General features: G+C 69.5%; 18 protein-coding genes. 12 read left to right on the top strand and 6 right to left on the bottom strand.

The window, feature by feature from the left end; all coding sequences use genetic code 11:
* Nucleotides 1-2 precede the first annotated feature (2 nt).
* The 3 genes from J7E91_RS13220 to J7E91_RS13210 are packed head-to-tail and all read left to right on the top strand — an operon-like array spanning nt 3 to nt 2,508.
* A complete protein-coding gene (locus tag J7E91_RS13220) occupies nt 3-437 on the top strand; it encodes an NUDIX domain-containing protein (RefSeq protein WP_251015601.1) in 435 nt (144 codons plus the stop codon).
* Nucleotides 434-1,306: an inositol monophosphatase gene (locus tag J7E91_RS13215; RefSeq protein ID WP_214902631.1), complete on the top strand. Its 873-nt coding sequence runs from the start codon at nt 434-436 to the stop codon at nt 1,304-1,306. Before J7E91_RS13220 ends, J7E91_RS13215 begins: the two co-directional genes overlap by 4 nt.
* Nucleotides 1,303-2,508 carry an MFS transporter gene (locus tag J7E91_RS13210; RefSeq protein ID WP_214902628.1) on the top strand — a complete coding sequence of 402 codons (1,206 nt, stop codon included), beginning with the start codon at nt 1,303-1,305 and terminating at the stop codon, nt 2,506-2,508. The genes J7E91_RS13215 and J7E91_RS13210 overlap by 4 nt, the downstream gene beginning before the upstream one ends.
* Before the next feature lie 304 nt (nt 2,509-2,812).
* Here J7E91_RS13210 and J7E91_RS13205 read toward each other — a convergent pair whose 3' ends face one another.
* A complete protein-coding gene (locus J7E91_RS13205) occupies nt 2,813-3,457 on the bottom strand; it encodes a TetR/AcrR family transcriptional regulator (protein WP_214902625.1) in 645 nt (214 codons plus the stop codon).
* 220 nt (nt 3,458-3,677) lie between these two features.
* On the opposite strand from J7E91_RS13205, the gene J7E91_RS13200 reads away from it, so the two are divergent.
* A complete protein-coding gene (locus J7E91_RS13200; protein ID WP_214902622.1) occupies nt 3,678-5,009 on the top strand; it encodes a YncE family protein in 1,332 nt (443 codons plus the stop codon).
* 155 nt (nt 5,010-5,164) lie between these two features.
* On the opposite strand, the gene J7E91_RS13195 is transcribed toward J7E91_RS13200, so the two are convergent.
* Nucleotides 5,165-6,748, bottom strand: a complete 1,584-nt coding sequence (locus J7E91_RS13195; protein WP_214902619.1) for a carbohydrate-binding protein — start codon at nt 6,746-6,748, stop codon at nt 5,165-5,167.
* 531 nt (nt 6,749-7,279) lie between these two features.
* Here J7E91_RS13195 and J7E91_RS37305 point away from each other — a divergent pair.
* Together J7E91_RS37305 and J7E91_RS37300 are read left to right on the top strand one after the other, a co-directional pair.
* Complete coding sequence (locus tag J7E91_RS37305) at nt 7,280-7,945, top strand: methyltransferase (protein WP_374224689.1); 666 nt, start codon at nt 7,280-7,282, stop codon at nt 7,943-7,945.
* The gene (locus J7E91_RS37300; protein WP_374224699.1) at nt 7,840-8,088 is read left to right on the top strand and encodes a methyltransferase; all 249 of its coding nucleotides are present in this window, start codon (nt 7,840-7,842) and stop codon (nt 8,086-8,088) included. Before J7E91_RS37305 ends, J7E91_RS37300 begins: the two co-directional genes overlap by 106 nt.
* Nucleotides 8,089-8,359: 271 nt before the next feature.
* Here the strand turns inward: J7E91_RS37300 and J7E91_RS13185 are convergent, their stop codons facing one another.
* From J7E91_RS13185 to J7E91_RS13175, 3 genes are all read right to left on the bottom strand, one after another.
* Nucleotides 8,360-8,959, bottom strand: a complete 600-nt coding sequence (locus J7E91_RS13185; protein WP_214902616.1) for a hypothetical protein — start codon at nt 8,957-8,959, stop codon at nt 8,360-8,362.
* Between the two features lie 194 nt (nt 8,960-9,153).
* The gene (locus J7E91_RS13180) at nt 9,154-10,482 is read right to left on the bottom strand and encodes an enolase C-terminal domain-like protein (RefSeq protein WP_214903400.1); all 1,329 of its coding nucleotides are present in this window, start codon (nt 10,480-10,482) and stop codon (nt 9,154-9,156) included.
* 66 nt (nt 10,483-10,548) lie between these two features.
* Nucleotides 10,549-11,181 (bottom strand): SDR family oxidoreductase, encoded by a 633-nt coding sequence (locus tag J7E91_RS13175; protein WP_214902613.1) that lies wholly within the window; start codon nt 11,179-11,181, stop codon nt 10,549-10,551.
* 726 nt (nt 11,182-11,907) lie between these two features.
* Here J7E91_RS13175 and J7E91_RS13170 point away from each other — a divergent pair.
* Entirely contained in the window at nt 11,908-13,671 is a 1,764-nt protein-coding gene (locus J7E91_RS13170) for a S8 family serine peptidase (protein WP_214902611.1), read from the top strand.
* 240 nt (nt 13,672-13,911) lie between these two features.
* On the opposite strand, the gene J7E91_RS13165 is transcribed toward J7E91_RS13170, so the two are convergent.
* Complete coding sequence (locus J7E91_RS13165; protein WP_251015599.1) at nt 13,912-15,279, bottom strand: S1 family peptidase; 1,368 nt, start codon at nt 15,277-15,279, stop codon at nt 13,912-13,914.
* Nucleotides 15,280-15,478: 199 nt separating this feature from the next.
* Here J7E91_RS13165 and J7E91_RS13160 point away from each other — a divergent pair, with 199 nt between their 5' ends.
* From J7E91_RS13160 to J7E91_RS13140, 5 genes are all read left to right on the top strand, one after another.
* On the top strand, nt 15,479-17,386 hold the full coding sequence (locus J7E91_RS13160) for an ABC transporter ATP-binding protein (protein WP_214902605.1): 1,908 nt from the start codon (nt 15,479-15,481) through the stop codon (nt 17,384-17,386).
* A gap of 262 nt (nt 17,387-17,648) precedes the next feature.
* Nucleotides 17,649-18,839: an ROK family protein gene (locus tag J7E91_RS13155; RefSeq protein WP_214902602.1), complete on the top strand. Its 1,191-nt coding sequence runs from the start codon at nt 17,649-17,651 to the stop codon at nt 18,837-18,839.
* A 319-nt stretch (nt 18,840-19,158) separates the two neighbouring features.
* Nucleotides 19,159-19,368 carry a lasso RiPP family leader peptide-containing protein gene (locus J7E91_RS37295; RefSeq protein ID WP_214902599.1) on the top strand — a complete coding sequence of 70 codons (210 nt, stop codon included), beginning with the start codon at nt 19,159-19,161 and terminating at the stop codon, nt 19,366-19,368.
* A gap of 5 nt (nt 19,369-19,373) precedes the next feature.
* Entirely contained in the window at nt 19,374-21,224 is a 1,851-nt protein-coding gene (locus J7E91_RS13145) for an albusnodin/ikarugamycin family macrolactam cyclase (protein ID WP_214902594.1), read from the top strand.
* Entirely contained in the window at nt 21,221-21,961 is a 741-nt protein-coding gene (locus tag J7E91_RS13140) for a lasso peptide biosynthesis B2 protein (protein ID WP_214902584.1), read from the top strand. Before J7E91_RS13145 ends, J7E91_RS13140 begins: the two co-directional genes overlap by 4 nt.
* Nucleotides 21,962-22,033 lie beyond the last annotated feature (72 nt).

Here is a 22,033-nt window from a genome sequence, read left to right as displayed (position 1 = left end):
CGATGGGGGGACAGCAGTGGTCGCACGGCACCGTCGGCGCGCAGATCATCATCCTCACCCCTGCCGAGGAAGTGCTCCTGCAACTGCGCGACAACGACCCGCTCATCGCCTTCCCCGGCACCTGGTGCATCCCCGGCGGACACCTGGAGCCCGGCGAGGAACCGAGGGACTGCGTCATCCGCGAATTACAGGAGGAGATGCAGCTGTTCATGGCCCCGAGCGACGTGAAGCACCTGTTCTCACGACAGCGGACGTACGGCTTCGAGCACACCTTCTGGATCCGCAGGGACGTGGATGTCGGACAGATCAGACTCACCGAAGGCAAAGCCGTCCGACTGCACTCCCGAACCTCTCTGTGGGGACTGACACTGGGGTACGAGGACCACGAGGTACTGCGCGAATTCTTCCGCGGCCTCGACACCGGAGGCCTGCCATGAACAGGCCCCGCGCCGCCGCCCAACGGCACCCACCCCGTACCGGACCCGGCCCCATCTGCTCAGACGAGTCACTCGCCCTCGCAGTCGACCTGGCCAGGACGGCCGGTGCCCGGCTGCTCCACCTCTTCACGGACGGCGACATCCGACCCGTCACCAAGAGCCCCGGCCAACGCAGCAGCGCGGCCGACGTCGAGGCGGACCGGTACATCGTCGACACTATCCGAACAGCCCTGCCCGGACACCGGATCGTCGCGGAGGAGTCCGGGGCGACCGGACCCGAGTCGGACCACACGTGGATCGTCGACCCAATCGACGGCACCCACAACTTCCTGCGCGGCCGCCCGGACTGGGGCGTCAGTATCGCCTACGCCTACCGTGGAACGGTGATGACCGGAGTGTTCCACGCCCCGACCACGGACGCCCTGTACACCGCGACCCGCGGCGGCGGCGCACACCGCGACGGGCACCGCCTCCAGGTGCGGCCCGCACCGCACCTCGCCCAGTCCCTGGCCATCTGCTCGGCCTCCCCTCCGCCGTGGAAGGACACAGCCCGCCGCATCCTCGACGGGCTGTGGGGATCGGTCCTGGACATCCGGATCACCGGATGCGGCGCGGCCGCCCTTTGCCAGGTGGCGGAAGGATCCGCGGACGTATTCGCCGAGGTCGACGGGGAGATGTGGGACTACGCGGCAGGCGCGCTCATCGCCCAGGAGGCGGGCGGGACACTCACCGATTACGCGGGCAGGCCGGTCACCTCACGCTCCGCCGACGTCGTCGCGGCAGCATCGCGGAGCTTGCACGCGCAGGCCCGCGCTGCGATGGGCGGCGAACGCGGCGCCCCTGCCGGCCCACCGGGGGAAGTCCTGTGAACCCGCCGGCGAAAACCACGACGCACCTCACCCGTACCCGCATCGCCGTCCTCGCCCTCTTCTTCACCAACGGGGCACTGTTCGCCAACTGGGCACCCCGCATCCCCTCGGTCCAGGACGGCCTCGCGATCAACGCCACGATGCTGGGCGTGGCCCTGACCGGCCTGGGAGTGGGTGGCCTCCTCTTCACCTTGACCGCCGGGACCCTGGTCGACCGGATCGGAAGCCGACGCGTACTCCTGGCCTCCACCGCCGCCCTGTGCGCCGGGCTCGTACTGCCCGCCCTGGCCCCGACATGGTGGGCCCTGTGCCTCGCGCTGGTCGTCCTGGGAGCTGCCGACGCCGCGATGGACGTCTCGATGAACGCCCAGGGCGTCCTGGTGGAGCAGCGGTCCGGGCGGCCACTGCTCAACGGCTTCCACGCCTCATGGAGCGTCGGGGCGGTGGCGGGCGGACTGGTGGGTACGGCGGCCGCGGCCCTGCGCGTGCCCCCGGCCGTGCACTTCCTCGCGACCGGTGCGGTCCTGGGAGCGGTGGTGCTCGTCGTACGACAGCGACTGATCGACGACGAGGAGAGGGCCGGCACTGTCGCGACGGGCACGAAGCGCCGAGGTGGGATCGGACGGCCCGCGCCCGCACTCCTGTTACTGGGCCTGATGGTCGTGTTCGCCGCCCAGATCGAAGACGTACCGCAGTCCTGGAGCGCCGTATATCTCTCCGACCTCGGGGCGGGCCCCGGAACGGCCGGCCTGGCCTTCGTGGCCTTCTCGGTCTTCATGACCGCAGGCCGCCTCGTCGGTGACCGGCTGGTCGAACGCCTCGGCCCGTCAGCGGTGGTGACGGGCGGAGGACTGCTCGTCGCGCTCGCCTTCGGGGTCGGTCTCCTCGTGGCCTCGCCGCTCGCGACGATCACCGGATTCGCTCTGGCGGGCCTCGGCGCGAGCCCGATGTTCCCGGTGGCATTCAGCATGGTCGGCCGGCTGCCCGGAGTCCTCCCCGGCGCCGGGATCGCCACGGTGTCCCTCGTATCACGCCTGGGTTTCCTGGCGGCGCCGTTACTGGTGGGAGGCCTGGTCGGGGTCACCACTTTCCAAGTGGCCCTGTCCGTCGTCGTGGTGGCGGGGCTGGGCGCCGCCGCCCTCGCTCCTCGCCTGAGCCGCCTCCAGGCCCCGGCGGGCGACGCCTCGGGACAAGCGGATTGAGCAATCAGCGTTCCACTGGCACCTTCTCGACAAGGGCACCGGCCACGCGCGCGTCCTTCTCCCCAACCCGGTTGGAAACAAGTCCCCCGCCGCACCGCAGCGATGACTGGACATTGCGTACAACTCCATTCACCAACCATCGCCGACGACTCACGTGCGGCCGTCGTGCTGCACACCTGACGAACCCCGGACCCGGTGCGCGCTCTCCCGTCCAAGAGGGGGACAACCCGCATGCCCTCGTCTGTGATGCCGATGGCCGCGTCATCCACGTGTGGCCCCGGCCGGTCCCACGCCGCACAGACGCTCAGCATGCGGGGCGCAGCAAAGCCAGCAACAACCGGACGAGTTCCTCGACCACCTCGTCCGAAGAGGCGTCCACCCAGCCCATGGCCCAGTCGTGCAGAAGACCGTTCACGCTGCCGATGAAGGCGACCGCAGCGATGCGGTAGTCACGATCGGCGGCCTCGCCGCGCACGACGGCGGCTGCCGCTTCGGCACACAGCAGGTCGACCCACTGCGCGCGGCGGGCCAGCCGCTGCTCGTCCATGCGCGGGCTGACCCCCACGATCTCGGTGAAGGCGATCCGTATGCGCCGCGGGTCCGTAGTGACACTGGCCGCGTACGCACGAAAGACAGCCCCGTAGCGGTCGGCGAACGACAAGTCCTCCGTCTGGGCAAGGGCGTTGATGACCGCGGCCTCCGCCACGTCGTTGACGTACAGGTGCAGAGCGGCGAGCACGTCCTCAAGAGTGCGGAACTCTTCGTAGAACTGCCGCGTGGAAAGCCCGGCCGCTTCGCACAGCGCGGCAACGGTCGTCGACCGGTAGCCCGGCCCGCCCCCGAAAAGGTCCAGCGCCGCCTCAAGAAACCTCTCACGCCGCTCGGCGTGCCGTTCGGCCGCCGACTTGCCTGCGTAACGGCCGGTTGACTGCCGGAGCCGCCCGTCCACGATTTCCCCCCTTCGCTCGTGTGCCGGACATCTTCTCCCGTCCGCGGGGTTGAAGAACGGTGTGCCCCTCGTTACTTTCAAGTAGCCAGATGTGAAGCGAAGCGTTTTCACACCGCGCGGCTGGGACGCCTCGCACCAATACGCCTGCTCGGACGACGTATACCGCTCGTTCCCCCATCCTCACCCGCCCTCGTCGCAGAGCCGCAACGCGGAGGAATCCATGGCCGTACGCAGAAAGAACCCGACATTAGCCGCCGTTGACGTACCCACCGCGGCGCAGCGCCGACGCCGCAGGCGCTGGCTGCCGGTCGCGATTGCTGTGGGCGTGCTCGCCGGCGCCGGAGTCACGGGCGCCTCAGCGGTCGCCTCACCGCCGCGCGATGCCGGAGGCGAGCAGACAGAGCTGCAGGAGGTGATGTTCGCAGGCAACAACTGGGACGGCACCGCTGACGTGATCAAGAGCAGTGGCACGTTCGCGAAGCTCGGCAGGATCAACGTGGTGCCGGACAAGCAGGAGCGGCTGCGCGAGATCTACCTCAATCCGGTCAAGCTGATCGCCTACCTCGCGATCAGGAACGGCCCGGGGGAGGGGCACGACCAGCTCGTCGACGACATGTACTCCACCCCCGACGGGACGGCTCTGGTCGCCTCCCGTCCCAGCTTCTCCGATGTCGTCTCCATCGACGTGACCACCGGAAAAATCAACTGGCGGTTCCCCGTCTCGGGCTTCCGTTCCGACCACATGGCCGTGTCCCCCGACGGGAAACGGGTGGCCGTCTCCGCCTCCCTCACGAACACCGTGCATGTCCTCGACATCAACACGGGCGAGGAAGCGGGCTCGTTCAAGACCGGCGACAAGCCGCACGAGAACGTCTACACCGACGGCGGGAAGTACTTGTGGAACATGTCCATCGGTGACGTCACCACGGACACCGACGACCCCTCCATGGACTGGACCAAGGGAGACCGGAAGATCACCATCGTCGACGCGGCCACCTTCAAGCAGGTCAAAATCATCGACATGAGGGAACGCCTCGACGCTTTCGGCCGCAAGGACCTCTCTGACGCGGTACGGCCCGTCGCCTTCACCCCCGACGAATCCAGGCTCTACTTCCAGGTCTCCTTCTTCAACGGCTTCCTCGAGTACGACGTCGCCAGGGACAAGATCACCCGGCTCAGGGAACTGCCCAAGAACCCGGACACCAGCGAGGACCGCACCACCTGGGTCAACGACTCCCGCCACCACGGCATGTCGATGAGTCCGAAGGGCGACAAACTCTGCGTCGCCGGAACCATGGACGACTACGCCACCATCGTCGACCGCACCACCCTGCGGGAAGGCCCTCTGGTCACCGCGTCCAAGCCCTACTGGGCCACTGTCAGCGGCGACGGCAAGTCCTGTGTGATCTCCGAAAGCGGCGCCGACCGGGTCACCGCCATCGACTTCGCGACGGGCCGGAAAACCGTCTCGGTGCCCGTCGGCGACCACCCACAGCGCGTCCGCCTCGCCCACGTACCGGCCGGCTGGACCAGCCCGCTCCCCGCGTCCTGAACAACGCGGGGGCCAGTAGGGCGACGTACGCGCCGGGTGGCCGCGGCTGTGACCCCTGGCCGGCTCATCCGGCCCACCCGGACGAACCGGATGAGCCGGCGTCCCCGGCGGTCTGGGCACAAGGGCCGCGGTGACACGCTGGGCGACAGGGCTGGTTACGTCGTTACGGGCTTGCCGCCGAAGGTCACGGCGAGGCGGCCGTCCGTGGCGAAGGACCAGTTCAGGGCGCCGGTGTAGGAGGAGCACCGGGAGCCGTTCGAGCCGGACCAGAACTGGTTCGAGCTGTCGGTGTTCCCGACGACCTTGTCATTCGTCCCGCTGCCGCTGCGGCACGAGGTGTTGTTCCGGAACACCGACGTCCCGGCGTCGAACGAGTAGTTGCGCTGGGCGTTGTCGATGCTGATGTTGTCCGGCATCGACATCGTGCCGGGGTTCCTGTTGTACGTGAACCCGTGCTTGCCGTTGTCGTAGGCGATGCTGCGCCGGATGACGTGGTTGACCGCGATGTCCTCGCCGCCGAGCTTGTAGCCGTTGCGGTCACCGTTGGAGTTCACGGTGCCGTCGGAGAGGGTGCCGTTGTCGTAGGCGAGGGAGTCCTCGATGGTCACCGGGCCGATGGGTCCGGTGTCCGTCTTGGTGTAGAGGTCCCAGCCGTCGTCGATGTTGTTGTGGGCCACGGCGTAGCGGAAGACGTTGCCGGAGCCGACGGTGAGCTTGGCGGCGAAGCCGTCTGCGTCCTCGCCGTCGGAGTCGGCGTTGTCGTGCGACTCCGCGCTCAGGACGAGGTTGTTGGCGGGCCACTGGTCGCGGGGCGTGCTGGAGGCCATCCGCGAGAGCTGAAGCCCCGTATCGCGGTTGAAGCGCGTGACCGTGCGCTCGAAGATGTTGTTGCTGCCGCCGACGAAGATGCCGTTGTCACCGGCACGCTCGACGACGATGCCCCTGACGTGCCAGAGCGACCCGTTCACGGCAAGCCCGCGGTTCGCCGGGTCCTCGGTCATGCTGGAGAAGTTCAGTACCGGGGTCTCACCCGGGTAGGAGTACAGCTTCGTGCGGGCACTCGATGTGCCGTTGTTGCCCTGCGGGATCGTGACCGTCTGCGCGTAACGGTACGTTCCGCCGCGCAGGTAGATCGTCCCGCCGGGAGTGATACGGCTGATCGCCGAGGTGAGTGTCGTCGGGGCCGACTGCGTACCGGCCGCGCTGTCGCTGCCGTTCGGCGCCACGTACAGCGCGGTGCCCGACGGAGGCGGGGCGGTGCCGCCCACCTCGACATCGAGGTAGTCGACGTTGGGCAGGCCGGCGGAGGTCGTGGGGCTGAGCCGGATGGTGTTGCTGCCGGAGCTCACCGGCACCGTGAGCGTCTTCGTCGCCCACGTCGCCCACGTGCCGGTGCTCTCGAACGACGCCGACGGGGCCGCCGAGCCGTTCACCGTGACATCGGCAGGTCGTGCGGTGGTGGTTCCACTGGCGAAGCGGACCTTCAGCGTCGCCGTGCCCGAGGTGGCAGCGTTCACGGTGAACTGCGCGTATGCGCCGACCGCGTTGTTGCCGTTGCAGAATCCGCTGCCGGAGTATCCCGCCCAGTCGGAGTCGATGGTGCCGGTACAGACTGCTGGGGAACTCTCGGCCTCGTAGCGGGTCGAGGCAGCGGCGGCCGTGCCGCCGGGCAGAGCCACGACCGTGCCGGCCGCCAGGGCGGCGCATGCCAGTAAGGACAGTGGGGATCTCGGTTTCATGGGGGTCCGTTCTTCTCCGTGGACGCACGAGATGGAAAGCGCTTGCTACGCTAGGAGTGCGCCATGCGCACGTCAATAGACGCGTGTCGGGAAGTAATCCAGAAGGCGCTTACCATCAGCGCTCGTCAGGCTCAGCCGTGCCCATGGCCGCCACGGAGGCTTTCGCGCGCGGTCGGCACAAGGAACGGAACGGCAAGGCCGTCAGCCCACGCGACGCCGCCCGTACGCCGGGCTCGCGCGTCTGTCGTACGGGCAAGGCCGTGCCTCGCTCGACACCCACACGGCCGCGGCCGGACTGCCGGGCTCGGGCTGGGCCGTACAGCAGTACCGCCACTCCGCGCCGACTTACGCCGGCGAGGTGCCCCCTGGGCTGCGGTCATGGGCCGGCCTTGATCTTCTTCATGGTCATGTGCGATACGAGGCGCAGGACGCACGGCATGCCGCTGAGCTCGCCGGTGAGAAAGGCTTCAAGGCGGCGTGGTCGGTGTGGTCGGGACGGCGACGCGGACGAAGTAGTCGGGTCGACCGAACATGCGCCGGAACTCGATGAATGATCTCCCGCTACGAAAATCTTGCCAGAGCCACGTTCACGCGTACGCCGGCAGTCAGCTGCGTCAGCCGTGGCGCGACGGGCTCGTGCCGCGCCCGGTCGTCCTCGGCAGCCACCGGGGCGGTGCCGAGCGTAAGCGAATCGGTGACACGCGCCCTCCAGCCGTCCACTATGCGACCCTCTACGACGACCCCGACCGCCTCGACGCCTTCCAGCAGGCCATGACCGGCCTGTCCATGCGCTCCGCACATGCCCTGGCCGAGGCGATCGACTGGTCTGCCTACCGCACCGTCGCCGATATCGGCTGCGCCGAGGGCACCGTGCTGACACACCTGCTCGAGCGCCATCCCCATCTGCGCGGCACCGGCTTCGACCTGGCCGCCGTCCGTCCCAGCTTCCAGCGTCGACACGAGGAGTCCGGCCTCGGCGACCGGCTCGCGTTCCGCCCCGGCGACTTCTTCGCCGAGCCGCTACCGCAGGCCGATGTGCTGGTCTTCGGGCACATCCTGAGCAAAACTGGGCCCTGCCCAAGGCGAAGACGCTGCTGCGCAAGGCACACGAGGCGCTGCCGGAGGGCGGCATCGTGGTCATCTACGAGACCCTCATCGATGATGAGCGCCGGGAGAACGTTCCCGGACTGCTCATGAGCCTCACCATGCTCCTGGAGACGCCCAGCGGCTTCGAGTACACCGGCGCGGACTGCCGCGAGTGGCTGGCGGACGCCGGTTTCCGCGAGAGCCGGGTGCAGTACCTGGCGGGGCCGGAGTCGATGGTGATCGCCAGGAAGTGACGGCCTGTTGCCGGTGGCCTGAGCCGGGACTCCCGGCCCGGTCCTCTCCCGCGTTCTTCCTCATGTGGTCAGCGGGGGCGAGGGCGTCGAGTTCGGCTCAGTAAGCCTCAGCAAGCCGATCGACTCATGCCCGGCTTAGGTCCGGAGGCCGGGCATGCATGGGCCCTGGAGCCGTTCCGTCGCACAGCGATCGCCAGTACCAAGCCCGTTTTTCCCTCGCCGACGCCCCTGCCGACGACCCCGACGTCCCACACATCCTGGTCGGCGGTACTCAGGTGGGGCTGCCGTCCTTGCGGATGAACTCGACCAGGCGTGCGTAGCTGTCGTTGCCGTGTCCGGCCGTGATCGCCCGTCCGGTCAGTTCCGTGAGAAGTTCCGGGAGGCCGGACATCACCCCACGCAGTTCGCTCGCGTGGGCAAGGATGTTCATCGTCCTGTGGTGCAGGTGAAGAGTGAACTCGTCACCCGGGTAGTGCCCAGCGTCCACGTGTGGGGCGTAGGTATTCATGAAGACGCCGACCGTCTTCATCCACCGGTTGGCCACTTCCGTGAATGCCGTCGCCGTTACGTTGCCGCCGGGCCCGTCGGCGCCCATGAGTGCCACTCCGTGCAGCCAGCCGGTCAGCGTGCCCCACATCAGCCCCAGCAGCGCGGTGTCGTAAACGGAGGCCATCGCGGCGTCGGTGCCCAGGTTCATCGGTTCGCCCAGGGCGCAGAGTGTCCCGCGGTTGCCGTCGAAGGCGGCTTGCGAGCCGCTGTAGAGCAGCAGGTAGTCCGGCTTGCCGATGCCGGAGGGAGTAGTCATGATCACGCCGTCGAGGTACTCGGCGCCGTGCTGCTGCGCCCAGTTGGCCGTCTCCCGTGCGTGCACCGGCGACCCCGAGGTGAGCCTGACGACGCGGGGTGGTTATCGCCTCGGCGCGCGGCGTCGATCCGCAGCGCAACGTCGTGGCACGGTGCGGTTGGGATCACTGTTCCCCGGTATCGGTATCTGGTCGTGCCTACCTTTGCCGGATTGAAGAGACTTCCGTCCTCGGTGGCGGGCCCGTGGCCACCGGCCGACGCCTACCGCACCAGGCAGGGACGCTTGGCGTCGAACTCCCAGCCGGGGACGAGGTACTGCATCCCGATGGCGTCGTCCCGGGCCCCCAGAGCCTTCGTCCGGTAGAGGTCATGGGCGGCAAGTAGACGGTCCATGTCGAGTTGGACGCCGAGGCCGGGGGCGTCGGGGACGGCGATCTCGCCGTCGACGATACGGGGCGGGGCGGTGGTGAGCCGCTCCAGGCCCTCCTGCCATATCCAGTGCGTGTCCAGGGCGTTGTACGCGCCGGGCGCCGCGGCTCCGCAGTGTGTGACCATCGCGAGCGAGATGTCGAAGTGGTTGTTGGAGTGGCAGCCCCAGGTCAGTCCCATCGCGTTGCACAACTGTGCTACGCGCACGGAGCCCTGCATGGTCCAGAAGTGTGGATCGGCCAGCGGGATGGAGACCGACCGCAGGGCCAGAGCATGGGTCAGCTGCCGCCAGTCGGTGGCGATCATGTTGGTCGCGGTGGGCAGACCGGTCGCGCGGCGGAACTCGGCGAGCACCTCCCGCCCGGAGTAGCCGCCTTCGGCTCCGCAGGGGTCTTCGGCGTAGGCGAGCGTTCCGACCAGCGGTTCGCAGAGCTCGACGGCCTCACGCAGCGACCAGGCGCCGTTGGGATCGAGGGTGATCCGGGCCTCGGGGAAGCGGTCTTTGAGGGCGTGTACGGCCTTGACCTCCTCGGCGCCGTCCAGGACACCGCCCTTCAGCTTGAAGTCGCGGAAACCGTAGAGGTCGTAGGTGGCCTCGGCCTGGCGGACGATCGCCTCGGGCGTCAGGGCCTCCTCGTGCCGGATCCGGTACCAGTCGATGTCCGCATCGGGCTCGCGGACGTACTCCAGGTCGGTGCGGCCGGGGTCGCCGACGTAGAAGAGGTAGCCCAGTACCCGCACGGAGTCGCGTTGTTGACCGTCTCCGAGGAGCGCCGCGACCGGTACGTCGAGGTGCTGGCCCAGGAGGTCCAGGAGAGCCGACTCGACGGCGGTGACAGCGTGGACGGTGGTACGCAGGTCGAAGGTCTGTGCACCGCGTCCGCCGGAGTCGCGGTCGGCGAAGCCCGATCCGATCTCACGCAGGACACGCTTGCAGTCGCCGACCTTCGCGCCGGTCACGAGGGATTCGGCGTCCCGCAGGGTCTGCGTGATCTTCTCCCCGCCGGGCACCTCGCCGAGGCCCGTGCGTCCCTCGGAGTCCGTCAGGACGACGATGTTGCGCGTGAAGTAGGGGCCGTGGGCGCCGGAAAGGTTCAGCTCCATGCAGTCGCGACCCGCTACGGGGTAGACGGAGAACGCGGTGATGGTCGGCTGGCTCATGCTCATGCTCAGGTTCAGGTTCATGCTCTCTTCAAGTTCCTTGCGTAGGGGGGATGGGGCCAGTGGTCACAGGCTGAGGACGTCAAGGACCCCCTCCGCCGCCAGGCCACCGCCCAGGCCAAGGATCGACAGCACCGTCGTATAGGTGGTTCGGACCTTGATGGCTTGGATGACCGAGAGGTTGAAGTACTCCTTGAACAGCCAGAATCCAGGGTCGTTGACGTGTGAGAAGGCGATGGAGCCGCAGGAGACGGCGAGTACCAGCATCTCGGGATGGACACCGCTGCCGACGAGCAGAGGCAGCACCACACCCGAGGCCGCGCTGCCGGGCGCCAGCGGCTCCCGCAAGGCTGCCCTGGTCCAGGTGAAGACGTGGCGGGTGTCGGTGAGCCAGTTCCGGCTGAAGGTTTCCCAGGTCTGCTCGTGCACGGGCGCCATGTGCGGCGTGGCCCCGGCGTTCAGGACGAGCAGGCCAGGGCGGTGTTCGCGGATCATCTCCTGGGCGAGCTCTTCGTCGGTGGCATCGGCGGCGACGGGCGTGAAGCCCTCGCCGAGTTCCTCGCGTACGGCGCTCAGCTCCCGCTCGCCGCGGGCGATGCCGACGACGTTGATGCCCGCGCCGACGAGCGCGGCGGCGATCGCACGCCCGAAGCCGCGGCCGGCACCGGTGACGACGGCGGTCTGGATGGGATCGGACATCGAAGACTCCGTTGTGGTGGTCGGGTTCGGTCGCAATCAAGACCAGCCCCGGGAGGAAAAACCGTCGCCACAGCCAAAAAATCAAACGGAGCGCTGTGGAGCGCTGGCGCTCGACGAGTGCGTGCTCGGCGCCGGTGAGAGGCGCCGGGCGCGTAATGCCGGGATGATCCAGGTGCCGAGCGGATCTCCACCACGGAGCCGACCGGTGCGTCGTCTTGGTCGGTGAAGTGACAGCGCGGTGTATGGCCCTGCCGGCGCAGCCACGCCTGGGTGGCGCTTCAAGGCACGTAGGATCGCGGTCCTCGACGGAGATCGCGACGACGACGGGCACATGACGCCCGGCAGACTGCGCAAGCAGCGACGCCGAGGTGGCCAAGAAGGTGGCCCGGGATTACTCCCTCCCCCCTGGCTCCCGGCGCCGACGCCGCGCGCGGCCGTTTCACCGCCGACGAGCTGAGGGTGGTCGTCCGCTTCCTCGCCGCGGTGAACCGGGAACTCTCCCTTCTGCGCCGGTAGGGTGCGGCGCGAGGCGGCTTCTCCGAGGAACCGACTGGCCGCGGGCTGCGGACACTTGAGGCCCACCCGCCGGGACCCTCGCCTCGCGTCCCGCGTACTGCAAGGGATTCCCCTCTTACTCCGCGGCCGGGCTGTCTGACATCTTGCGTCAACCCCCTACACGTTTCGTCCCCGGCGGCCCCATCGGCGTGCCGGGACTCGGAGGACGCATTGAGACGTCACATATTCAGCCGGCTCCAGGCCCCCGCGGTCGCCGCCGTCGCCCTGGGAGCCACTCTGGCCCTCGCGGCTCCCGCCGCGGCCGTCGCCGCGGAGCCGCAGGCCGCTGCCGCTTGGGCCGCCGGTATACGCGCCCATCTCGTGATCACGGCCCCCGGGGACACCAGCGCCGTACGGACGGCCGTCGCCGGCAACGGCGGCTCGGTCTTCGCCTCGTACGACGCGATCGGCGTGATCGTCGCGCACTCGGCCTCGGCCGGCTTCGCCTCGGCCATGCGGGGAGTCGCCGGAGTGCAGCAGGTCGGCGCGACGCGCACCTCGGACGTTCCGGCCGACGCGTACAACCCCGCGCTGCCGGCGAACCCGACCCAGTCGTCCACCACACTCGCGGAGAGCCTGACCCGCTGGGACATGACCCAGATCAAGGCGGACCAGGCCTGGGCCGTGACGACCGGCTCGGCATCGGTCAAGGTCGGTGTACTCGACACGGGCGTGGACGACCAGCACCAGGACATCGCCCCCAACTTCAACGCCGCCGACTCCGTCTCGTGCGCCTACGGCAAGGCGGACACCCGCGCCGGAGCCTGGCGTGACGTCGGTACGCACGGCACGCACGTCGCCGGCACGATCGCGGCCGCCAAGAACAGCAAGGGCGTCGTCGGGGTGGCGCCGGGGGTCAAGGTCTCCTCGGTCCGCATCGCCGAGCCCGGCAGCAGCCTCTTCTTCGCCGAGAACACGATCTGCGGCTTCATGTGGGCCGGTGACCACGGCTTCAAGGTCACCAACAACAGCTACTACACCGACCCCTGGCAGTTCAACTGCCCGGACAACGCCGACCAGGCGGCCATCATCGAGGGCGTCAAGCGCGCCCAGGAGTACGCGGAGCGGAAGGGTTCGCTCCAGGTCGCCGCGGCGGGCAACTCCAACCTCGACCTGGCGAACAAGACGGTCGACACCGAGAGCCCGAACGACTCCACTCCCGTCACTCGGACGATCACCAACGCCTGCCTCGACATCCCGACCGAGCTGCCGGGCGTCGTGACCGTCGCCGCGATGGGCAAGGGCAATGTGAAGGCGTCGTACTCCAACTTCGGCAACGGTGTCATCGACATCGCCGCTCCGGGCGGTGACGGTACGTCAGGTGTCTACTCCACCCTGCCGGGCGGCAAGTACGGCAACATGAACGGTACGTCGATGGCCTCCCCGCACGTCGCGGGTGTCGCCGCGCTGCTGGCGAGCGTCAACCCGGCCGCCACCCCGGCCGACCTCCGCTCCAAGCTGGGTGTCCAGGCGACCGACACCGCCTGCCCGTCGGACAGCCGCTGCACGGGTACGGCCACCAAGAACGGCTTCTTCGGCGAGGGACAGACCGACGCGCTCCAGGCCGTCGGCAGCACGCCCCCCACCCCGGGACCGTACTTCGAGAACACCGCGGACGTCACGATCGCGGACAACGCGACCGTCGACAGCCCCCTCACCGTCTCGGGCGTGACCGGCAACGCGCCGGCCACCCTCAAGGTGGGCGTGGACATCAAGCACACCTACCGCGGTGATCTCGTCGTCTCCCTCGTCGCGCCGGACGGGACGGTGTACCTCCTGGAGGACTTCGCCAACAGCGACGGCACGGACAACGTGGCCAAGACGTACACGGTCAACGCCTCGTCCGAAGCCGCCAACGGCACGTGGAAGCTCCGTGTCCGCGACATCGCGTCCCAGGACACGGGCAGGATCGACGCCTGGAACCTGACCTTCTGAGTCCACCACCCACACACCGCACCGTTGCGCGCTCCCCACGCCCGGGGCGCGCAACGGTGCTTCCACGGGTGAACGTCAGCGAGATGATCGCGGCCCCCGAATGACGCCGCAGCCGGGGGCGCCGGGCTGTCCGCCGCGGCGTCCCCGGCCCTCGCGCCGGACAGTGCTCAATCGCGGCTTACTCGTCCCTCGCCGCGCGGGCGTACGCGGTCGAGGTCCTGACGAAGAGGGCGGATCGCCTCAGTTGTGCAGCGCGCCGTCGTCGGCCCCGACCGCATCGCCCTGTGCGTCGTCGCCGCCGACCTCGTCGGGTCCGCCGACGCCGGTGCCGTCCGCACCGCCGTCCGCACCGGCGTTCGCCTCCGCGCCGCCGTTGTTCGCGACGCCGCCGCTGTCCTCGGCACCGGCCCCGGCATCGGCACCCGCGTTGTCCCCGGCTCCGCCGTTCTCCTGCGCCCCGTCCGCACCGTCGTCGCCGGCATCGCCGCCCGCGCCGTCACCGATCCGGGCGCCGACCGCTTCGAGCGCCGTGGTGACCGGCTGGAAGAACGTCTCGCCTCCCGCCGTGCAGTCCCCGCTGCCGCCCGACGTGAGGCCGATCGCGCTGCCGTCGGCTGTGAACAGGGCGCCGCCGCTGTCGCCGGGCTCGGCGCACACGTTGGTCTGGATGAGGCCCGTCACCGTGCCCTCCGGGTAGTTCACCGTGGCGTCGAGGCCGGTGACCTGGCCGTCGCTGAGGCCCGTCGTACTGCCCATCCGGATGACGTCGTGGCCCACCGCGGCGTCGGCGGCCCGGGCGATCGCCACCGTCCGCCCGTCGCCGGTGTCGACTTCGCTCGGAGCCTGGGTGGCGGGGTCGTCGTACGTCACGAGTGCGAAGTCGCCAGCGCCGGGGAACACCGCTTCCTGGACGGTGCCTATCGGCCCGCCGCCGGCTTCCTCCGACCACTGCTCGGCCGCCACACCGCAGTGTCCGGCGGTCAGGAAGCCCGGACTGCCGTCCTGGGCGGTCACGTTGAAGCCGAGTGAGCAGCGCGCGCCGCCGCCGAAGATGGCGTCGCCGCCTTCGAGGAACGTCTTGAACTCGCCCCCGGACTTCTGGATCCGGGCCATGCCCGGACCGAGGTTCTTCACCGCCGCTTCGAGCCTGTCCCAGCGCTCACCGGTGACGGTTCGGTCGGCCGTGACGAGGACCTGGTTGTTTCTCGGGTCGATGGCCCACGACGTGCCCGGAACGGTGGCCTTGCGGGACAGTACGCTCTTGGCCGCGCTCAGCTCGCTCGCGCTGTTGTCGACGCTCCTCGGCACCGCGCCGGCCTTCTTGACTCGCACGTCGATCTCGTTGTTGTCGCCCACGACGTTCACGACGAGCTGCTGCTTGCCGGCGTCGTAATACGCGCCGCCGTACGACTCACCGAGCTGCTTGCCGAGCTGCTGGAGCAGCTCCGCCGCGGAGGCCGCGCTCATCTGCCGGGGGGCCGACGCGTCGGATCGGGCCCCGTCCTGCCCGGCGTAGGCCTGCGGAAGCAGGACGGCGGCCGCGGCAATGCCGACCGCCCCCGCTCCCGCCAGAACGGCCTTTCGCTTGGTTATTCGCCTGTGACTCAACTCGCCGCCTCCTGTAGGGGTACGGAGCCGGTTGCCGATGGGCAGCCGGGGGACGCGTCCGCCTCTTGATACGCATGAGGCGCGTGTTGTTCTCATCGCGCTGGTGAATATCTGCGCGGACGGGCCGTCAGACCGCGGACGGGACCGACCGGCGGGACGGGTTGACCTCAAGTTCGATCGAGGTCTTAGCGTCACGCCCATGGACATAGAAGTCACCGCTTGGACATCGCTGCACAACGTGATCAACGCCAGTCAGGACCGCAGGCCCGTCTCCCGGACCACCCTGCGCCGCATCGCCCGGTTCGCCCGGCCGCATCACCGGCAGCTGTACCGCTTCCTGCTGCTCAGTGTGGTGACCGCCCTCCTCGCGGTGGCCACGCCGGTGCTCGCGGGACGTGTCGTCGACGCGATCGTCCGGGGACGCGAAGGGGGAACGGTCACCCGGCTCGCCCTGCTCATCGCGGTCATCGCCGTCGCCGAGGCAGGGCTGGGCCTGCTGACCCGCCGGCTGTCGGCCACCCTCGGGGAGGGGCTGATCCTCGACCTCCGCACGGCGGTCTTCGATCACGTCCAGCGGATGCCGGTCGCCTTCTTCACCCGCACCCGGACCGGTGCGCTCGTCAGCCGCCTCAACAACGACGTCATCGGTGCCCAGCGCGCCTTCAGCAACACGCTCTCCGGCGTCGTGTCCAACCTCGTCACCCTGCTGCTGACCCTCGCCGTCATGCTCAGCATCTCGTGGCAGATCACCCTGCTCGCCCTCGTCCTGCTGCCGGTGTTCGTCGTGCCCGCCCGCCGGATGGGCGCACGTATGGCGACGCTCCAGCGCGAGGCCGCCCACCACAACGCCGCCATGGGCACGCAGATGACCGAACGCTTCTCCGCTCCCGGCGCGACCCTCGTCAAACTCTTCGGCCGTCCGGCCGACGAGTCCGCCGAATTCGCCGCCCGCGCACGCAGAGTGCGCGACATCGGCATCCGTACTGCCATGGCGCAGTCCACGTTCATCACCGCGCTCACCCTGGTGTCCGCACTGGCACTGGCCCTCGTCTACGGACTCGGCGGCTTCTACGCCCTGCGCGGCAGCCTCGACCCCGGAGCCGTCGTCGCTCTCGCCCTGCTCCTCACCCGGCTCTACGCCCCGCTCACGGCACTCGCCGGCGCACGGGTCGAGGTGATGAGCGCCCTCGTGAGCTTCGAGCGCGTCTTCGAAATCCTTGACCTGCGCCCGCTGATCGCCGAGAAGCCGGACGCCCGGCGGGTACCGGACGGGCCGGTGTCCGTGGAGTTCGACCGGGTCTCCTTCGGCTACCCGTCCGCGGACAAGGTCTCCCTCGCCTCCCTGGAGGATGTGGCGGCCCTCGACTCGCGTGGCGGCACCCAGGTCCTGCACGACGTCTCGTTCCGCGCCGAACCCGGCCACATGGTCGCCCTCGTCGGTTCCTCCGGCGCCGGCAAGTCCACGATCGCGCAGCTCCTGCCGCGACTGTACGACGCCGACTCCGGGTCCGTACGGCTGAACGGCGTCGACGTACGGGACCTGTCCGCCGACTCGATCCGCGAGACCCTCGGCATGGTCACCCAGGACGGGCACCTCTTCCACGAGTCCGTACGCGCCAACCTGCTCCTCGCCCGGCCCGACGCCACCGAGGACGACATCTGGGACGCCCTGCGCCGTTCCCGACTGGACGGTCTCGTGGCCTCACTGCCCGACGGCCTGGACACCGTCGTGGGGGAACGCGGTTACCGGCTCTCCGGCGGCGAGCGGCAGCGCCTGACCATCGCCCGACTGCTGCTGGCGCGCCAGCGCGTTGTCATCCTCGACGAGGCGACCGCGCACCTCGACTCCACGTCGGAGGCAGCCGTACAGGAGGCACTGGCCGAGGCGCTCGAGGGACGTACCGCCGTGGTGATCGCCCACCGCCTGTCGACCGTACGTGCCGCCGACCTGATCCTGGTCGTCGAGGAAGGCCGGGTCGTCGAACGCGGGACGCACACCGAGCTGCTGGCGGCGGGTGGCCGCTACGAGGAGTTGCACCGCACCCAGTTCGAACGCCCGGGTATGGAAGAACCGCTGGCGAAGCAGGGCGCTCCGGCAGCGCCGTGAACTCCAACGGCCCGGCGTGATCAAGGGGGTCCCGGCCGGTGGGCAACCGGGGACCCCCTCCACACCGTCCCTCCGCAATAATGGGGCCCTCCGTGGCGGTGGCCGTCACCCGGATCCGGTCCTCACGGGTAACGGCTTCCTCGTACATCTCACAGAGGAGCCGGAATTATTGACTCCTATTCATTTGTAAACACCCCTCGTTCAATTTGAAGATCACCATGCTAATGTCGGAAGACTGAATCGCTGAATTGCGGGGGGTTCGATGCTCCAGTTACGTGATCGCCTGCGCGCGGCCCGGGGCACCAAAGCGATCAACTTCAAGCACGTCCTCCTCTCCGTCATGATCAAGAGCGACAGTCAGGCTGATCTGGCCCGGCGCACCGGACTTGCTCAGTCCACCGTTTCGAACATCGTCAGGGAGTTACAGACGGCCAGGGTCTTCGTCTCGGAGCCCGGGCGCGGGACGAGAGTCTGCCTCGCCCCGACGCGCAATGTCGCGGTCGGCGTCCACCTCGGCTTCAACCAGGCGACCGTCGTGGCCCGGCGGGTCGACCGCCCCGTCACCGAGACGCACTGGGAGCACGTGGGGAGCGGTGCGAACCGGGGGCTGGGCGAGATCATGCCCTCCCTGAAACAGGCCGTTCGGGACGCGGTCGCCAAGACCGGCCGCGAACTGGAGGACGTCGTGTCCCTCGGTGTGGCGGTCCCGAGGATGGTCGACCCCCGGACCGGCAAGTTCCGTACGCCCGTGCTGCCCCCGTGGAGCGAAGGAGACGCTCCGTCGGACGACCTGGGGGAGTGGCTGCGCGTCCAGGGTGCGCTCGACAACGACGCCAACCTCGGTGCGCTGGCGGAGCAGACGTACGGCACGGACGGCCACTGCGAGATCGTCGTCTACGTCAAGGGCTCCACCGGCATCGGCGCTGGCCTCGTCATCAGCAGCAACCCCATTCGCGGGCACGGAATGGCCGGTGAGATCGGCCATCTCGTGCTCGACCCGCACGGCATGGTCTGCCGCTGCGGCGGGCGTGGCTGCCTCGAAACGATCATCGGTGCCGACGCGCTCGTCCGTCAGGCCCGCGAGGCGCTGGCCGGGAGCGTGGCCGACGTGCCGTACTCCCTCGCCTCCCTGATCGAACGGGCGCAGTCGGGTGACGCGGTGTGCGAGCGGGTGGTGCGGGACGCCGGACGCGTGCTCGGCCAGGCTCTCGCGCTGGTCTGCAACCTCTTGAACCCGGACCTGATCGTCCTGGGCGGGCAGCTCGCCGCCGCGCAGAACCTGGTCCTGGAGCCCTGCCGGGAGTCCCTGGCGCGCTTCGGGCTGCGGGGTGCGGTGGGTCCCCACAGTGAATTCGCCCTCAAGCTGAGTTCGATGAATCCGCTGTCCGAGGCGCAAGGGGCACTGGTGCTCGGTCTGACCTCCTTGCGGAGGACGGACGTCGACAAGGAGTGAGCCGCAATTGAAGCTCGGCGCCCGTTCCGTGCGGCGTACATCGACGAGCTGAACTCCGCGCCCGCACAGTCGGCTCCCGGCTCTGCGAATTGGCAACGAGGTGCGTTGCCGGGAAAGGGCACGAGTCACTGCGATGTGGTCCTCCGCCGGTCGAGCACCTGTCGTCGCGCGTGGACAACGGCCGCTCACGCCTGCCATGGTGGCCGCACGCCAGGGGTTCGAAAACCCGGTTTGCGGCTAAAGTCGAATAGCAGACTCTGTCCAAACGTGTTCGTTCATGCAATTGCATGCGCCTTTTGCGTCAACATCAGGTGGATAAATGACCTTGCTGAGAAAATGCCCCCAACGGTCGGCGGCCCGGCCCTCTGATTCCGATACTGGTGCTCAGCAACATCTCGCCGCGGCGGATCCCGACCGCGACGACTCTTACGCCCCCCCGGTCGTGGTCGATCTCGGTCATGTACGGGAGGTGACTCTCGGAAGCTCCAGCAGTGGCACCGCCGACGCCAACTCCCATTACTACTGGTGATGGATGTGACCGCACCCGACCACAGCACCGACGGGCGGCTCCACCCGGACTTCACCGGCTGCTTCCCGCTCCTCACCGGCTCGACCGCTCTCCTCGCGGACATGACCGGTCACTGGCGGGAAGGCGAACTGCGCAGTTTCCGGTGCGCGGCCAGCACTGTCATCACCATCGGGCAGTGTCTCGCCGGGGAGCGGCAGTTCGCGGCGGACGCCGAGCGGGCCCTCGCCACGGACCGGCTCGCCTCCCTGACCCGGTGGGCGGGCAGCTACCTCTGCATCGTCGTACGCCCCGGCGACCTCACGGCCTTCGCCGACCTGGCCGGGCAGTACCCGCTGTACTACCGGCGCCGTCCCGGCCGCACCTGGATCGGTTCGCGGGCGACGGACGTAGCGGCCGCGGCCGGCGGCGGCTGCCGCCCGGACCCGCAGGTCCTGGCCGCGCGCATCTTCTGCCCCGGCGTACCCCTGCTGCCCGAGAGCCGGTCCGTGGTGGCCGGTGTCGAGCGGCTGGGCGGTGGGCATGCCCTGCGGATCACGGCTGACGGCGCGGCCGTCCAGTGGGAGTACGAGACTCTCCAGCCCCAGAATGAGGCATCAGCGGCGACGGCGGCCGAAGCGCTCGGGGCGGCACTCGACGAGTCGGTGGGGCTCCGCGCCGCGCGCGCCCGGACACTGACCGCGGACTTCAGCGGCGGACTCGATTCCACTTCTGTGGCGTTTCTGTCGTTGCGCCACCGGACGGGCCCGTTACCGGTCTTCACCTATCACCGGGCGGATACGGCCTGCGACGACCTGGAGTACGCGCGCGGCTACTCGCGTCTCGACGAACGGCTCCGCCTCGAAGTGGTGACGGGGACGACGGCCGACACGCTGCCCTACCAAGGCCTGTACGACGCGGAATGCGACGGGGAGCCCAACTCCGCGGCGGTGGGCGCGGCCCGTACGCGGCTCCGCCTGGAGCGCATCGCCCAGCACGGTTCCGACCTCCACCTCGGCGGCGAGGGCGGCGACGCACTCCTCAGCCCGCCGCCCTCCTACCTGGCGGGTCTCGCGCGGCCGGGCGGACTGCGGAGACTGCTTCGGGACGGGCACGCGCTGGCGCGAGCGCGCCACACCTCGCCCCTCCGCGTCGTGGGCAGGGCTGCTCAACTGGCGCGTACTCCACTGGCAACCGCCCTGCGACGGACGGCCGAACGGCTGGAATCACCGGGGGAGCGCGACCCGCACTGGCTGGACACGCTGAGCTGGTGGGTCCTTCCGGGCCCCGAGGCGGCTTGGCTCACGGCCTCCGCGCGCCGGGAGCTCGCCGAACTGGCCCGTACGGGGGCCTCCGAGCGACGCGCGCGAGGACGGCGGACGGACGACGGTCCGCCGGACCTGCGCACGACCCTCCACGAGTTGCGTACGTCGGCCTCGGCGCAGCGCCAACTGGCCTGCGCGGCGGCCCCCTTCGGGATCTGGCCGCAGGCCCCCTTCCTCGACAACGACGTGGTCCGGGCCTGCCTGCTGCTGCCCGCCCACCAGCGCAGCGATCCAACGGCCTTCAAACCGCTGCTCGGGTCGGCACTGGCGGGCGCCGTCCCCGCGCCCGTGCTGGCCCGGCGGACGAAGGGCGACTACTCCGACGAGGACTACCGGGGCGCCCGGCTCGCCGCGGGGACGCTGCGGGACATCATCGGTACGTCCCGCCTGGCCGCCCTCGGTGTCATCGACCCGCGCGCGGTCGCGGCCTCACTGGACCGCGCCCTGATGGGGCTGCGTGCCCCCTTCCCCGCCCTGAACCGCTTCCTCGGCGTCGAGTTGTGGCTGAGGAACACGTCATGGCCAGGCGACTCGCAGTATGGAGGCAGCTCGTGACCGAGCTCCGGATCCCCCAGCACGTCCACGCCGGCGAGGCACCGCACGGCGGGACCGTGCTCTTCAACGCCCGGTCCGGGCAGTGGTACGCGATGAACGGCACCGCACGCGAGCTCTGGGAGGAGTGGCGCCGTACCGGTGATTTCGACACAGGCGTACAGGCGGTCGCCGACCGCTTTCCCGGGGTGCGGTACGACCACGTACGGCTGGACGCCGAGAAGCTCGCCGATGACCTGGTCGAACGCGGCCTCGTGGCCGCCGAGAAGGGCCGGACCCCTGCCACGGAAGCGACACCCGACGTGGGGGAGGAGAGGGCGTTCGGGCAGGCGGCCTGCGCGCCGCAGGGCGACGGGGTTCGGTGGCTCAGGACGGCCGGGTGGCTCGGGCTGTGCCTCGCGCTGTTGCTGCTGCGGCTGCCCTTCCGCGTTCCCGCGTACGCCGTGGACGTACTGAAGAGGCCGCGGTCGCGCCTGCGTCCGGCCACGATGCGCCAGGCCGAGTCGATGCTCGCGGTTGTCCGCCGGGCCGCGGACGGGTATCCGGGGCGAGCCGCCTGCCTGGAGCACTCGCTCGGCACGGTGCTCGGGCTCGCGCTCGCCGGGCTCACGGCCGACTGGTGCCTGGGCAGTGCCGACGACCCGTACCGGTTCCACGCCTGGGTGGAGATCGACGGCGAGACCGTCACGCGTCACGACGCCGACGACCGCGTCTCGTTCCGACGGGTGCTGGTGCTCTGAGAACTCTGCGGCGCGCCCGGCTCTTCAGAATGAAGGGCCGGGCGCGTCCTGGTTCCGCTCTTTGTTCAAATT

This window comes from Streptomyces sp. ISL-99 (assembly GCF_018614005.1).
In the GTDB taxonomy this organism is placed as follows: domain Bacteria; phylum Actinomycetota; class Actinomycetes; order Streptomycetales; family Streptomycetaceae; genus Streptomyces; species Streptomyces flavidovirens.
Note: the sequence above shows the minus strand (reverse complement) of the source record. Positions and strands in the feature narration are given on the sequence as shown.